This window comes from Bacillus sp. SRB3LM, from assembly GCF_015712745.1.
Lineage (GTDB): Bacteria > Bacillota > Bacilli > Bacillales > Bacillaceae_G > Bacillus_A > Bacillus_A thuringiensis_K.
Genome location: NZ_VWVQ01000021.1, coordinates 495,271 through 510,517 on the forward strand (window position 1 = coordinate 495,271; position 15,247 = coordinate 510,517).

Sequence of the window (15,247 nt, forward strand, 5' to 3'; positions counted from 1 at the left end):
GATAAATGGCTGGAGACATGGAAATTGGCGCACGAGTCACATTGGATACCCAACGTTTTGAAAATGGAGTAGCAGGAATTAATCGTGGTTTACGTTTATTAGATTCAGAGTTCAATTTAACGAGTGAAAGAGCTAGATTACTTGGCAACTCTGTTGAACAGTTACAAAATAAGTTAACTCATTTGAATGAAAAATTCACATTACAAGGACAAAAGGTAGAACATTACCGCCAAAGGATTGAACAAGCAAGACAAAAACAAGAACAATTACAAGCTTCAAATTTAACATTGGCGGCATCGATGGAACGTCTTGAAACACAGTATGATCAGGCTGTACAAAATTTCGGACGTAATTCCCAAGAAGCTAAACAATTAAAGCAAGAATTAAAACAACTTCAAGCTGAATACACATCTAACGGTCAAGCGCTTCAACGATTAAATACGCAAATAGATAACAATACGATTGCTATGAATCGTGCTGAAACAGCTCAAGAGCGAATTCAAAATGAAATAAGAGAAACGAACCGTGAATTAGCCGAGCAACAAAATCGTCTTCATCGTACCGGAGAACGGATGCGCGATACAGGAAATAAAATGCAAGATGTAGGTGGACAGGTCGGTACTACCTTTGCAGCCATGACTGGGGTTATTGGTGCTGGACTTGCGATGGCTGTAAAGGAATCTATGAATTTCGAGCAGAAAATGGCTGATATTCAAGCAGTTTCTGGTGCAACTGGCGATGAAATGAAGAAAATTAGCGAACTTGCAGTACAGATGGGAGAAAAAACAAAATATTCATCTGTGGAAGCAGGGCAAGGTATTGAAGAGCTAATTAAAGCAGGGGTAAGCCTAACTGACATTATTAACGGTGGTTTAGAGGGTGCCTTGAACTTAGCGACAGCTGGGGAATTAGAATTGGGGGATGCAGCAGAAATTGCTTCTACAGCTTTAAATGCATTTAAGGATGATAACTTATCAGTAGCACAAGCGGCTGATCTATTAGCTGGTGCAGCAAATGCTTCAGCAACTAGTGTTGGAGAAATGAAGTTTGGGTTATCAATGGTTTCAGCGGTTGCAGCTGGTGTGGGACTTAGTTTTAAAGATACAACAACAGCATTAGCTTTATTTGCACAGAACGGCTTAAAAGGCTCTGATGCAGGTACGTCATTGAAGACAATGCTAGCAAACTTAATTCCAAAATCTAATGAAGCTTACGATATGTTTAGTGATTTGGGATTAATAACAATCGATACTGGCAAAGCAATGCAGTTTCTTGGAGAAAGAGGGATTAAACCAACTTCAAATTCATTTAAAGATGTAACTGGTGCTTTATCCGAGTTCGCAGCAAAACAAGCCGGTGTGAAGGTTGGATCTGAAAAAGCGGAGAAGGCGTTTCAAAAATTAACTTTTGAAACGGGTATTATGACAAATGCCTTTTTCGATTCAAATGGTAATTTGAAAGAAATGTCTGATATTGCTGAAATTCTTCAAATGGCAATGCAAGGATTAACGGCTGAGCAAAGACAGTCGTACATGTATACATTGTTTGGTTCTGATGCCATTCGTGCCGCTAATATTCTTTATAAAGAGGGCTCAGATGGTGTGAAAAATATGTATACGGAAATGTCAAAGGTAACAGCGTTAGAAGTTGCTGAGACAAAGATGAATACAACAAAAGGAAAAATTGAAGAATTAAGTGGTGCTGTAGACACTCTTAAAAAGTCATTTGGTGATGCGTTATTACCTATTTTAGTTGATGTAGTATCTGGTGTTCAGGGTGTCGTAGATTGGTTTAACAATTTAGATGAATCGACACAACAAATGATTGCAAAAAGTGCTTTATTGGCTTTCGGGATAGCAGGGGTAACAACAGCTGTAGGATTTTTAGCAATGGGGATAGGCGCTTTATTAGCAAACCCGATTGCTTTAGCTATTACTGGAGCTGTTCTTGCTGTAGGGGCGCTAGGTATAGCAATAGTCGATCTGAACGAAAAATCCAAACAGGCACAAAATGATATGGATAAGTTTGGTCAAAGAGTAAGTGACGCAACGAGTAAAGCAGCTGGTGCTTATGTGGACTTAAAAGATAAAGCTATCAATAACATGATGGATTTAAAACTTAAAACAGGTGAAGAAGCGAATAAAGCAGCAGACGAAACTATTAAAGCTTTTCAAAGAATGACAAATGAAGTTATTAAAGAGTTAGAAGGAAAGAAAAGCGAATTCAATAAAATGTTTAGTCAGTTGATGGGAACTGTTCCTGAGGGTGCTAAACAAACCCTAGAACAAGTGAAAAATAATGTCATTGAATCTATTAATAAAGAGATTGAAGTTGCTACACAAGCGGAAAAGATTTTGGAAGAGGGTATTAAAAGGTATCAAGGAGATACCATGAAAATGCCAAAAGATTTCGCTCAAAAATTCGAACAAGCATTACAGGTTGCTGATAAAAACGTTCAACAATTCTACACAAAAGCAAAGGAAATCACGTCTATTTCGAAAGAAATTGAAGCTGGAGGGATGCTATCTTTAGATGCTGGCAAAAAACGGTTTGAAAGCATCATAAAGGTATATGAAGATGGTGTTAAATCTTTAGAAAAGCAAACCAAAGGTTGGCGCGAAAATGTAGAAAAAGCGTTTAAATTAGGCGAAATTAAACCGGAAGAAAGAAAAGCGACATTAGATGCTATTGCACTTTATGAATCGAAGCATGTAAATGACTTGCAGACAATTAGAAATGATGGATTTAAAGTGTTACAGCAACATATGAAGGAAGAAGATTCAGAAGTTTTGGCATCACAAGCTAAAAGGATAGAAGCGGAAGATAAGGGATGGGGCGCAAGGTTCAAAGCGGCATATGGATTCCGTGAAAAATCGGCTGATTTGGAACAACGCTTTAGAAGTGATCAAGAGAAAGCTGAAAAAGATTATCAAGATAAATTACTTCGATACGAGTTGCAATATGGCAAATCTAAAATTGAAAGTATAGGAATGTATCTTTCTGAATTACAAAAGGGTACAGAATCATCTAGATTATTAGCCGAATCAATGGCAAAAGAAATTGATGGCAAAATGAAAATTGATTTAGGGCCAGCTGGACAATTCACAATTGATACATTCTTACAGAAGCTTCAAAAGGGTGAATTAGATTCTTCAGCTGTAGCAACCGCAAATGCTAATAAATTAAAAGAAGTTTATAAAGTGGATTTATCACAAAGTGGTATTGAATCCATGCAAAAATGGATCGATGGTATTAAAACAAAAGATACTGGTGAAGTAAGAGAATTCCTAAGTAAAAATATGCAAGGTAATACCACAATTGATTTAGGAATCTACGGGAAAATGACAATGGACTCGTGGATTACAGGACTTCAAACAGGGACTTTATCTTTTGATACTGTATTTCAATTCTTTCAACAAAACGTTAAAAACGGAATGAATGTCGACGCTACTCAAGAAGGTCAGAATAACATTCAAACTTTAATTAATGGAATGCAAATTGGGGCATTATCTTTACCACAAGTCGCACAGACTATGGGGCTAGATATTAAAAGTAATGTTCAAGTGGATCTTGGTGAAGCAGGACAATTTAATGTACAGACACTCGTTCAAGGTATGCAAAATGGATCCATTAACGCTGAACTAGCAGCGAAAGCAATTGCTTTACTAGTTGAAAATGGAGCGAAGTTAGATTTAACGCAAGTTGGATTTGATATTAGTCAAACGCAGGCTAATGGTATTTCTGGTAATATGGCTCCTGAGAATGCGGCAACAGGAAAGAAACAAGCTGTAGAAGGGATTATGGGAAGTACTACAGATGGTGGCGGTGGAAGTAAGAGTGGCAGTGAGCTAGGGCAAGGGATAGTAAGTCAAGATGGTTACATTAGAGGAAGCGCATTACAGGTTGTTGATAGTGCTCATAACGCTTTTAGCACTATTAATGGAAACCCGGCAGGTAATCAAGGTGGACAAGGTGTTGGAAGTGGGATTGTTAATCAAAAAGGCTATATCAGAGGAAGCGCTTTAGAAGCTGTTACCTCGGCTCATGCTGGTTTTAATACAATCAATGGTACTCCACAAGGTCAAAAAGGTGGTAGTCAGTTTGCGCAAGGTATGGAAAATACAAAAGGGCAAGCGAGGTCGAGCGGTTCTAATGTAGCGGAAAGCGGTAATTCTGGTCTGAAAAGCGTTAGTTCGGTTAGTCCTGGTGAAGCGTTTTCTAGTGGATTTGCTAAAGGTATTTCTAATGGTGAATGGAATGTACAAAATGTAGCATCTAGTTTAGCACGAGGAGCATTTGAAGCGTTAAAGGCTACACTTAATGTGAACTCACCATCAAAGTTAACTAGAGATCAGGGTGGGAAACCTTTTAGTGAAGGGTTTGCTCTAGGTATTCAAAAGGGATCTTATATGGCTGAACGTGAGAGTCGTACGCTTGGTTCAAAGGCAAATAATGCTTTAGTAAATGAATTAGCATTAGGAAGTAGTTCGAATAAAATGCTATTTACAGGCGTTCAAATGGCAAACGGAATTGCAGAAGGGATTAAAACGCAATATTCTGTCGTACGAGATGCATTACAAGATACAGTATCAGGAGCTGTTAATAGTATACGTTCTTTAAAACCCGAAGAAATATTTAGTTTTCAAGGTGATGACCCATTAACTAAATATTTTAATGCAATCTTTGTAGATGGAGATTGGCAAAATGATTGGATTACACATATTCCTGAAAGCATGCGTGATATGGTTAGAGAAATAGGTCGTCAAATGGAACGGTTCGAAGGGCTCTCCATTTATGATGTCGGGAACCTTTCTAGATGGAGGGAAGTGCTATCTGACAATCCTAATGTCGTTCAATATAGACCTGATAATGATAATCCAGATAAACAACCATATACAAAATCAGGTCCAACATATATTGAAATTCCAGTCGTACTAGATGGAAGAGAAATAGCTCGCGTAAGCCATCCTTACGTAACTGAATATCAGAATAGAGAAAAAGAAAGAAACTCAGTCTTTTAGATTTGAGTTTCTTTTTTATAAAAGGAGGTAAATAATGAGCTCTTTTTCATTTAATGGGGAACGAAAAAGTTACATTCACATAGAAAGAGGATGGAAAAGACCAGCATGGGCACCATTAAGAAGAAATTTGTTAAATGCTCCAAGCTATCAAGGAGCGAGACTATTAAGTACAGATACTGATATGCGTGTTTTATCTGTACCTGTTGGAATTATAGCGCCAAATGGCATTGGTACAGAAAGATTAAAAGAAGAAATAGCATCCTGGTTAATTACAGAACAACCAGCAGAGCTTATTTTCGATATAGAAAATGAAAGGACCTATTTAGCTGTTGTGGATGAAGAATTCAATATTGATGAATTCGTAGATATTGGAAAAGGCGTTTTGAAGTTTATTTGTCCAATGCCTTATAAATTAGGTCCTACAAGAACCGTAGAATTTCAAGCGGATGAGCGTGAACTAGTGGCAAATATTCAAAACAAAGGGAGTGTCGAATCTAACCCGATTATTGAAATTGAAGTAACGAAACCTTCCACTTTTCTTGATGTTTGGAATGGAGATAATTATTTTCGTATCGGATGGCCACTTAGAATGGATCAGGTACCCGTTGAAAGAAACCAGCGTGTTATGTGGGATGAAATGTCTACAACTGTAGGTTGGACGAATGTTCCGAATGCAGAAGATATGGTCGGGGGCGGAGCGTTCAAAGTGGATGCAGGCTCACGCCTAGTTCCGGTTTATTTAGGTGAAACAAACATAAAGGGTTGGCATGGTTGCATAGCTAAAAAGAACATCCCACAAGGCCCGCTACAAGATTTTATTATGCAGGCTTATGTTGGGGTAAGAAGCTCGCATCCAGATCAAATGGGGCGTGTTGAAATTGGTTTGTTGGATGAAAACAGCGACTATGTAGCTCGTATTTCTATGAATGATGTCCATTGGCAAGCTGAACAAAATACAGGTTTTGCTAAACTTGGAAACAAAAAGAAACCTGTCAGCGAGCGAGTACTTATAAATGAACCAGGAGACCATCCTACTACATGGAATCAATATCGCGGCCGATTATGGTTAGCTCGCACCGGTAATAGGTGGGAAGCTTATATTTCTAAGTTTTTATGGAATACCGAAAAGGATGATTCGGAACGCTTTGTCGTGTGGGAAGACGAAAATAATGTGAACATGGATAAGGTAGCACAAGTTCAAATTAGCATCAGTCAATTTTCGGATAACATGTTCTGTACAGACATGAGCATTGATGATTTAAAAATCTGGAAGGTTAATACGAATACACAAGATAACCCACCTTACATTTTTGATGTTGGAGATAAGGTAGTTATTGATACCGAGCGAAGCCTTGTATCGATTAATGGTAAAAAAGCTATAAATTTAAAAGATATATTCAGTGATTATCCAGTTGTTAGCAAAGGATCAAACAAGCTTGAAATTATGCCTTCCGATGTAGGAATAGCCAAAGTAACGTATAGGGAGAGATATCGATGAGAGCACCTAGCGGCACACTTCATGTCATTGATTTTAAAACAGATCAAATTGTTGCTAATATCCAGCCGCAAGATTATTGGGATGATATACGTCATTGGGAGATTAAGAACAATATCGATACGTTAGAGTTTAAAGTGTTTGATAATACAGAGCATGCAGCTACACTCATGCAACAAAATTTAGTATTAAAAGAAGTGCGTGATGGGCGGATTGTTCCTTACGTTATAAATAATGAAGCTGAAAAGGATTCAAGAGATAGATCACTTACTGTACGTGCTTCTGGAGCATGGGTTCAGATAGCAAAAGACGGTTATATCATGCCGCAACGTATAGAAGGCAAAACAGTAAATCAATTCATGGATATGGCCCTTGCAGGTACGAAGTGGAAACTTGGAAAAACAGAATATGCTGGTTTCCATACAATGACCATCGATACGATTATAGATCCTCTTACCTTTTTAAAGAAAATAGCTTCTTTATTCGAATTAGAGATTCAATATCGTGTAGAAGTAGTCGGTTCACAGATTGTTGGCTGGTACGTGGATATGGTGAAAAAACGCGGTAGAGACACTGGCAAGGAAGTAACTTTAGGAAAGGATTTAGTCGGTGTTAGACGTATCGAGCATTCTAGGGATGTTTGCACCGCCCTTGTTGGATTCGTCAAAGGTGAAGGGGATACTATTATCACAGTTGAGAAAATTAACGATGGTTTACCTTACATTACTGATAGTGATGCTTTTCAACGTTGGAATGAGAAGGGGAAACATAAATTTGGCTTCTATTCTCCAGAGACAGAAGAACAAAATATGACACCGCAACGTCTTTTAACTCTTATGAAAACAGAGTTCGCAAAACGCGTTAATACTTCTGTTGTTTACGATGTAGAAGCAGCAGCTATAGGACGTGTATTTGGACTATCTCACGAGCTAATTAATGAAGGAGATACAATTCGAATTAAAGATACTGGATTTACACCGAAACTTTATTTAGAAGCACGGGCAATTGCTGGTGATGAGTCATTTACAGACCCTTCACAAGATAAATATGTATTTGGTGACTATCGTGAAATTACTGATCCAAATGAAGAAATGCGAAAATTATACAATAGATTGCTTGCTTCTTTAGGTAATAAAGCCAATAAAGAACTATTAGAACAACTAGAAAAGTTAGCAGAAGAAGCGAAGGATACAGCCGAACAAGCTCAAAAAGAAAGTAAAGCGGCAAAGGATATAGCAGAAGAGACTAAAGATTATATGGATCAAAATCTTGTGGACATCATAGAGGGAGCTAATCAACCTACTACTGGTCTTAAACCTAATAAAACGCTATGGCGTGATATTAGTAATGGTAAGCCTGGTATTTTGAAAATATGGACAGGCACAGCGTGGGAACCTGTCGTCCCTGATACAGGACCATTGCAGCAAAGTATTAAAGATGTTAAGGGAGATATTGAAACAGCTAAAACAGAATTAAATCAAAAGGTTCAAGAAGCACAAAATCAAGCGACAGGACAATTCAACGAAGTGCAGGAAAACTTACAAGGTGTCAGCCGTACAATTTCTAATATCGAAAATAAACAAGGTGAAATTGATAAGAAAGTAACTAAGTTTGAACAGGATTCTAATGGATTTAAAACTTCTATTGAATCGTTAACAAAAAAAGATACTGAGATTAGTAATAAATTAAATACAGTTGAATCGACTGTGGAAGGTACTAAACAGACTATTTCCGATATACAGCAAACAACAAGTAACCTAACAAAAACAACAAATGAAATAAAACAAACTGCTGATACTAACAAACAAACAATTTCACAATTAAAAACCGACGTAAGCAATATTTCTGTAGGTTCTATAAACCTATCAAGCGGCTCAGAATCAGGGGTAAATAAACAGAACGTAACTGGAACCTGGTCAGACAGTAAACAGATGACTCTTTCCGATAAGATTAATTTCAGAAACAAGACGTTTACTATTTCCTTCTTATTTACTGGGAAAATGACAAAACTCAATACTAACCCTTGGTTTGGTGTTGAAACAGCAATAACGTATGCAGATGGAGAGCAAGAATGGAAATCTGTACGTGCTGACTCGCAATTAAAGATAAATGTGGATTATAAAGACGAACCACTATCGGTTGCATTTAGAACAAAAGATAAAGATGTAACTCAAGTTAAATTCTATTACTCCGGGCGCAATATTGATGGTAATTTAAACTCACACCATGCAAAATTTGAAGAAGGTAACATACGAACAACTTGGCAACTTTCTAACGATGAAGTTACTTCTAAAGCGGATTTTACCCAAACAACTAATGAAATTCAGCAAACAGTAAATACAAACTCTCAAACAATCTCAAAAGTACAAAAAGATCAAGGTACAATGCAATCCACCTTAAATCAAGTTAAACAGACTACAGATTCTAATTCTCAAACCATTACGACGTTATCTCAAACGCAAGGTAAACAAGGGGAGATTATTCAACAAAACACAAGCGATATCACACAGTTGAATAATCAAATCAAATCTAAAGTAACAGATACTCAAATGCAAGAATATGTGGGTGGATTAGGAAGTACGAACTTACTATTTAATGTTGCATTTGAAGACCGAGTAATAAACGCTTCTACAGGCGCTGTAACAAATAGAACCCCAAGTACCACGAAATGGAGCGTCGTAGGTACAGGTTCAGGGATTACAATAGTTCCTGAGAGTGCTAGGCATCATGAAGGTTACAATTCTGTCAAAATTACAGCTACAGGTCAAACTGCTAGTAAGTGGTCTGGTATCATGCAGAAGGTCCCAGCTGTACAAAATGGTGGTGACTATGTATTCTCCGCTTGGGTATACGTCCAGGATAAGAATACACTTGATAATGGTGGAGCGATTAAACTTCAATTCTTTAATGGGGCAAATGCAATTGCAACATTTGTACAAACTGAGTTTAAAGATTTATTAGTAAACAATTCTTGGATACTAGTATCTGTTAAAATCACTTCTCCTAACGTAGCGATAACGCATTTACAAGGTGATATATGGGTTAGACAGAACGGCACAATTTGGGTATCTCAACCGCAATTACAACAAGGATCTACTCGTTCTACATTCATGGAGAATCCGAAAGACTATGCCAACTATGACCAACTTGTAGGCGAAATCGCAAAGAAAGTGGCTACTTCTGATTTTGATAGTAAAGTTTCTAAAATGGAAACAACGATTAATCAGCAATCTAACCGTATTGACCTAAAAGCAGAGAAAACGGATGTATACACCAAAGCAGAAGCTAACGGTCAATTTGGAAGTAAGGCAATGGTGGAAAAACACGAAAGTTCTATTACATTAATGTCTAATCAAATTAATTCTACAGTCAAAAAAGGCGATATTATTTCATCTATTAATCAAACAGCAGAGCAAATTACAATCGACGTTTCGAAGCTTGCTATTAATGCTGATACAATGGTGAAATGGTTAACGGCAAAAGGTATTGATACGAATGTTATAAACGTTAATGGTGATAAGATTACCATTGATAAAAACGGCGTTACTGTTAAAATGTTAGACTTCCTTTTTGAAGATGAATGGGGAACGAAAACAACCGTTATACCAAAACGAAATTTAATAGCCGATCATGATTTTTCTAGTGTTCCAAAATTGAACATAGGTATCCCCAATTACCAGGGGTTTGGTACTGGATATGGTCTACCTTGGAAAGTACAAGGAAACGGTGTAGTGATAGAAAATAACACTTTTATATTTAACTATGAACAAATGGTAAATGCAGTACGTGTCGACACGTATAATTACCCAGAAACAAAAGTTCAAAACGGGATTCATCCAGGAAACTCTTATACATTGTCAGCGCATTATAGAACCGCACAGATCAATGGTGTGCGTACAACTGCCAAACCACGATTGCAGGTATGTTTTGTTACACCACTCGATGATGTAACCTATAAAATTTGGCATGAAATATATAAAGATTTTCCAGAGCCATCTACATTTTATGGTGAAATTAGAAAGTATAATTTCACATTTACCGTTCCTAACAATTACAATCCACAAGAACATATGATTGTAGTTAAAGTTACAGCTGCAAATGCGCAAGTTTCTGCTGGTAGAGCTGTTTGTGTGAGTGGGATAACATTGGTGAGTGGTAACTACGCTTGTGTATATCACTGGGATCGTGCAGGTTCTGAAAGGGCAGACGGTCTTCAACCGTTTAATAGAATTGCTATAGGCAGCGTAAATAACAACATAGGTCCAGCTGATCATGGGCAGACCTTTGATATAATTACAGAAAAGGATGTATTCGTAAATCAACCTATTCTAACGCAGGGAATAAATTTAGGGCGTAATAAAATGGGCCAAGCTGGTTCCATTCGTTTCTTTGATGGCGGCCAAGGCTATGGGTTTTATTTTATGGGAATGGGAGGACAATGGTACAAGCTACCTAACGTTTAGGAGGAAAATATATGAATGATTACAAAGATTTACAAGGTTATCCCTTACAAGCAGGGCAAGGCGCTCCATTTGCTGGTAGGTTAGTAGATTCAGAAAGAAACGAAAACGGAGTATTTGTGCGAATTCCTTTTGATATGCTAAACAATGCCGGTTTATATGGTGCTAATAAAGTAGAGGTGTGGGGGGAAACGGATGGAACGATATATTTCCGTATTGCAACAAGATGCGAAATATGTAAACGTGGAGCTCGTCTGTACGCACTGGATATGGGGTTTGCGAAAAAGAATATTTGTTTAGAGTGTTATACATCACTTACAGGGAATTATCCATCTCAAGAACCGTCAACACCAACTAATGAAAATAACACACAAACGGAGCAGGAGCAGCAATAGCTGGTCTTTTTTTATTTTGTACAAAATACGGCTTTTATAACAAAAGAGGGACAAATAACTGTCTCTCTTTTTTATTTTGAAATGAGGTGGTCAAAGTGGAAGGGTTACAAGAAGTAAGAAGCGATGTTCAAGAAATAAAGCAAGATATTAAGGACATTCGTTTAGAGATTAAAAGTTTAGAAATGCGGACAACAGGTAACGAGAAAGACATTATCAATATCAACAAACAGCTAGATAAAATTAGCGCCAATACTACCTGGATTTTGCGACTTATAGTTGGCGGAATTGTTGGTGGCATTCTCACTTTCTTAATGAAAGGAGGTGGTATGTAATGTTTGAAATTACTGTAATGTTTGAAATTACTGTAATGATTGGAATTGTAGTTGGTCTTTCGCAAATTGGAAAAACAATTGGATTACAAACAAAATATGTTCCGTTATTAAATTTAACGCTTGGCATAGTGCTAGGCGTTTTATTTTTGGACAGAGATATCAAAACAAATGTATTTCAAGGAATCATCATTGGACTGTCAGCAAGTGGATTATTTGACCACACAAAAATTATGAAAAAGGATGTTGATGCTAAATGAAAAAGACAATGAAACATATCACCTCTTTACTTATGATTCTAGTACTTGCTAGTTCTTTTGCTACAAGTGCTTTTGCTGATAGAACACTTATTATTCCTGATTTACCGAAAAAACCATACCGTTATGGTGTAGGTGCTTACGAGGGCGTTGTAGCTCATTCGACCGCCACTCCGGAAGCACCTGCTATTAATATTCGAAACTATGAAGCTAGGACTTGGCGAAATGCATTCGTTCATTTTGCGGTAGATTGGAACGAAACGATTCAAATCGCAGATACGAAGTATATCGCTTATGGCGCGGGGCCAGCGGCAAATAAACGATTTGTCCACGTTGAGCTTTCTGAATCTAGTAATCCAGCAAAATTTAAATCTTCGTATGAGCGTTATGTTAAGTTACTAGCGAAAATCCTGAAAGACAACGGATTAACAGTCGAACAAGGCTTATGGACTCACGAAGATGTAACACGTAAATTAGGTGGTACTGATCACGAAGACCCCCGTGCATACTTAGCTTCATACGGTATCTCTATCGCTCAGTTCCGTGCTGATGTAAAGAAAGCGTACGAAAACGGTCAAGTATCCGTTGTAGTACCGGAAAAACCTACTAAGCCAGAGGTCGAGAAACTTACCGTTACTGTAACGCCTTCTAACGGTGTAGCATACATCGATGGCACTAACGTTAATTTAAGAAAAGGTCCTGGTACTAATTACAGTGTGATTCGTAAATTAAAACAAGGCGAAGCGTACAAAGTATTCGCTGAGTCTAACGGACCTAACGGTAATTGGTTAAACTTAGGTGGCGAGCAATGGGTTAAATATAATTCGTCCTATATTCATTATAATAAAGGTAATGTAACGGTAAATAATAACGTATTAGGTAAACGTGTCGTATCGAAAGTAAACGATTTAAACTTTTATACGAAAGCTACATGGAATAGATCATACCTAGCAGGCACTGTTGACGCAGGACTCGGCTTTACTATCGATGCTAAAGTTGATGTAAATGGCTATCCGCAGTATAAGGCACACAATTCGAAAGGGCATACGTACTATATTACGGCTAGCCCAACGTATGTGAATGTGAAGTAAACTGTGCGCTTAATGAACGTAGAAAAGACCGCCTATTACAGGCGGTCGAATTTTTTTATTTTTTTACTACTCCACCAGCGACACCAGATAGAGTCATAGCATCCGCGATTGTATTTACGTTTGTTTCTGGGGTTCCATAGAATGCATCTAAAGCTCCGATAAACCAATCAGCATCAACTGTAACTGTGTAGCCATTAGACTTCCAGTTACTGATTAGTCGGTTTGTTAATGTTCGTTTCTCTGCTTCGGATAACTTTAGCCACGCTTCACCCTTACTGTTTGCATCAACAGTTGTAGTCTGAACTTCATTTTGTTTAGGCTGTTGTACTGCTTGTTGTTCGCGTTGTTCTTGTTCTTTTTTTATTTTAGCTCGTTCTTGTTGCGCTTCTTGTTCAGAAAAGCCGTTTTCAATAGATATTATATTTTTTGTGTCAATATCAATTTTATATTTATCGTAAGAAATATTGTGAATTTTTACTAATGTATCTCCGCTATATTGTTTTTCTACTTCATATTTACTTCCAAGTTTATCAATGAGATGTTTATTTGTAGAAGTATATTCTGCAGTTGAAACATCAATTAGTATTTTCACATAGTATTGTCCGTTTTCGACAATTTGTGACGGGGAAATAGTTGTTTGTAATTTGCCATCTTTAAATACCTCACTACTTGTAGCAGTATAATTGTATTCATCTGATTTTTTTGAACTATATACTTTTATGGTTGCTTTTGTAGAATCAGGAATATTGGTAGTTAAAGATAATTTGAGTTTGTTTGTCTCCTTATTATAATCTAACGTATCTAGTTGTGCGGACAGTTTTTCTTTTTGTGGTTCAGAGGTAGCATCTTTAACTTTAGTAGATGACTCTGTATTCGATGCCGGTTTATCACCGAATATTACTTTAATAGAGAAACAAAAAATTATAGCTATAAAGACAACTAATACGACAGTTCTAGTTTTAATCAAAACTTCATCTCCTTTTTTGAATTTAAAATACATAATTAATAAATATAATAATATAACGTTTTTGAAACGAAGTAAATATTTCCATGTGTTTTATATAAAGATATTTAAGTAATAATAATTTGAATTTTAGACAGTATTGAAAAATAATCTTATCTAATAAAAAAAGAGAGTTACCAATAGGTAACTCTCTTTTTTTATAGTATTTATTATTTTTTAACTTCAACGAAATTTAATACCTTAACTTATGTTGTCATCATTCTCAAATCTATCCCTGGTACAAGAAATACAGGGGTAGATAAATTTAGTAATTTATATTTCATTAACAAATAACTCTTTTCTAAGGATTAGCCTTCTAATTTTCTTATTTCGTCTAGTGTCAAACCCATAGTATCTATATATCCATACATAGCTTTTAAACTTGAATCAACCTTTTCAGTATCTTTTTCATCTAAACCTACAAATATTTGTTCTATGCATATTTCAATTACTTTAGCATCGTCTCTTAGTTGCACTTTGAAATAATCATAAGCCTTAGGTGGGTCAAGTTCTTTTAACTTCCTAAGTTCTCCCTTGACTACTTCAAATTGTTTCTTTAACTCCATTTGATTTATTTTTAATGTTTGATCCTTTGCAAATATCGGTTTTGTAGCTTGCAGCTCCCTTGAAAACTGATTAACAAGTGTCTCCATCTTTTCTTGATACTGTTTTATCGTTATAGGGCCATGGACATCTGTTAGGGGGTCTTTTTCTTTTCTTTCTTGTTCTTTGATTCCTGGTTCTTTAACTATTTTCTTCTCTAATTCATCTTTTTCTTTGCGTAGTCTATCTACTTCTTTGTTTGCGGTCTCTAAAGCCTTTTTATCAGATTCCGCTTCAGCTACTTTCTTCTCTAATTCATCTTTTTCTTTGCGTAGTTTATCTACTTCTTTGTTTACAGTCTCTAAGGCCTTTTTATTAGATTCCGCTTCAGCTACTTGTAAATTATCAGTCTTTTTCTTTTCTGTATCTTCTTTTGAACAACCTACTCCACTAATTAGCAAAATTGGTAATGCTACCGATAACACTTTATGTTTCATTACTAGTCCCCCAATGACTTATTCTTTATCCCGTTTCTTTCTTAGTTGTACCTAGCGCGTTTTTATGATTCTTTATTTAATTCCTAATTTAAAGAAAAACCTATCCCAAATAACATGATTGATATGCCTATGTATACTCTTTTTGAAAAATATTGT

Annotated in this window: 9 protein-coding genes; 7 read left to right on the forward strand and 2 right to left on the reverse strand. The window is 36.6% G+C overall.

Annotated features, from left to right (window positions below; translation table 11 throughout):
- Nucleotides 1-5 precede the first annotated feature (5 nt).
- From F3I02_RS15825 to F3I02_RS15855, 7 genes are all read left to right on the forward strand, one after another.
- On the forward strand, nt 6-5,021 hold the full coding sequence (locus F3I02_RS15825; protein WP_196478154.1) for a phage tail tape measure protein: 5,016 nt from the start codon (nt 6-8) through the stop codon (nt 5,019-5,021).
- Between the two features lie 34 nt (nt 5,022-5,055).
- A complete protein-coding gene (locus F3I02_RS15830) occupies nt 5,056-6,519 on the forward strand; it encodes a distal tail protein Dit (protein WP_196478155.1) in 1,464 nt (487 codons plus the stop codon).
- Nucleotides 6,516-10,979 (forward strand): phage tail spike protein, encoded by a 4,464-nt coding sequence (locus F3I02_RS15835; RefSeq protein ID WP_196478156.1) that lies wholly within the window; start codon nt 6,516-6,518, stop codon nt 10,977-10,979. The genes F3I02_RS15830 and F3I02_RS15835 overlap by 4 nt, the downstream gene beginning before the upstream one ends.
- Before the next feature lie 11 nt (nt 10,980-10,990).
- Nucleotides 10,991-11,371: a hypothetical protein gene (locus F3I02_RS15840; RefSeq protein ID WP_196478157.1), complete on the forward strand. Its 381-nt coding sequence runs from the start codon at nt 10,991-10,993 to the stop codon at nt 11,369-11,371.
- Nucleotides 11,372-11,466: 95 nt separating this feature from the next.
- On the forward strand, nt 11,467-11,703 hold the full coding sequence (locus tag F3I02_RS15845) for a hemolysin XhlA family protein (protein ID WP_000398738.1): 237 nt from the start codon (nt 11,467-11,469) through the stop codon (nt 11,701-11,703).
- A 17-nt stretch (nt 11,704-11,720) separates the two neighbouring features.
- A complete protein-coding gene (locus F3I02_RS15850) occupies nt 11,721-11,960 on the forward strand; it encodes a holin (RefSeq protein ID WP_098397859.1) in 240 nt (79 codons plus the stop codon).
- A complete protein-coding gene (locus F3I02_RS15855) occupies nt 11,957-13,048 on the forward strand; it encodes an N-acetylmuramoyl-L-alanine amidase (RefSeq protein WP_098537304.1) in 1,092 nt (363 codons plus the stop codon). Before F3I02_RS15850 ends, F3I02_RS15855 begins: the two co-directional genes overlap by 4 nt.
- A 55-nt stretch (nt 13,049-13,103) precedes the next feature.
- On the opposite strand, the gene F3I02_RS15860 is transcribed toward F3I02_RS15855, so the two are convergent.
- Both F3I02_RS15860 and F3I02_RS15865 read right to left on the reverse strand, forming a co-directional pair.
- Nucleotides 13,104-14,015 (reverse strand): hypothetical protein, encoded by a 912-nt coding sequence (locus F3I02_RS15860; protein ID WP_098537305.1) that lies wholly within the window; start codon nt 14,013-14,015, stop codon nt 13,104-13,106.
- A gap of 344 nt (nt 14,016-14,359) precedes the next feature.
- On the reverse strand, nt 14,360-15,091 hold the full coding sequence (locus tag F3I02_RS15865; protein ID WP_196478158.1) for a hypothetical protein: 732 nt from the start codon (nt 15,089-15,091) through the stop codon (nt 14,360-14,362).
- Between the last annotated feature and the right edge of the window lie 156 nt (nt 15,092-15,247).

Bases quoted from the DNA above. Each gene is read 5' to 3' on its own strand.
- F3I02_RS15825 (WP_196478154.1), top strand. From the start codon at position 6: ATGGCTGGAGACATGGAAATTGGCGCACGAGTCACATTGGATACCCAA.
- F3I02_RS15830 (WP_196478155.1), top strand. From the start codon at position 5,056: ATGAGCTCTTTTTCATTTAATGGGGAACGAAAAAGTTACATTCACATA.
- F3I02_RS15865 (WP_196478158.1), bottom strand. From the start codon at position 15,091: ATGAAACATAAAGTGTTATCGGTAGCATTACCAATTTTGCTAATTAGT.
- F3I02_RS15855 (WP_098537304.1), top strand. From the start codon at position 11,957: ATGAAAAAGACAATGAAACATATCACCTCTTTACTTATGATTCTAGTA.
- F3I02_RS15840 (WP_196478157.1), top strand. From the start codon at position 10,991: ATGAATGATTACAAAGATTTACAAGGTTATCCCTTACAAGCAGGGCAA.
- F3I02_RS15850 (WP_098397859.1), top strand. From the start codon at position 11,721: ATGTTTGAAATTACTGTAATGATTGGAATTGTAGTTGGTCTTTCGCAA.
- F3I02_RS15835 (WP_196478156.1), top strand. From the start codon at position 6,516: ATGAGAGCACCTAGCGGCACACTTCATGTCATTGATTTTAAAACAGAT.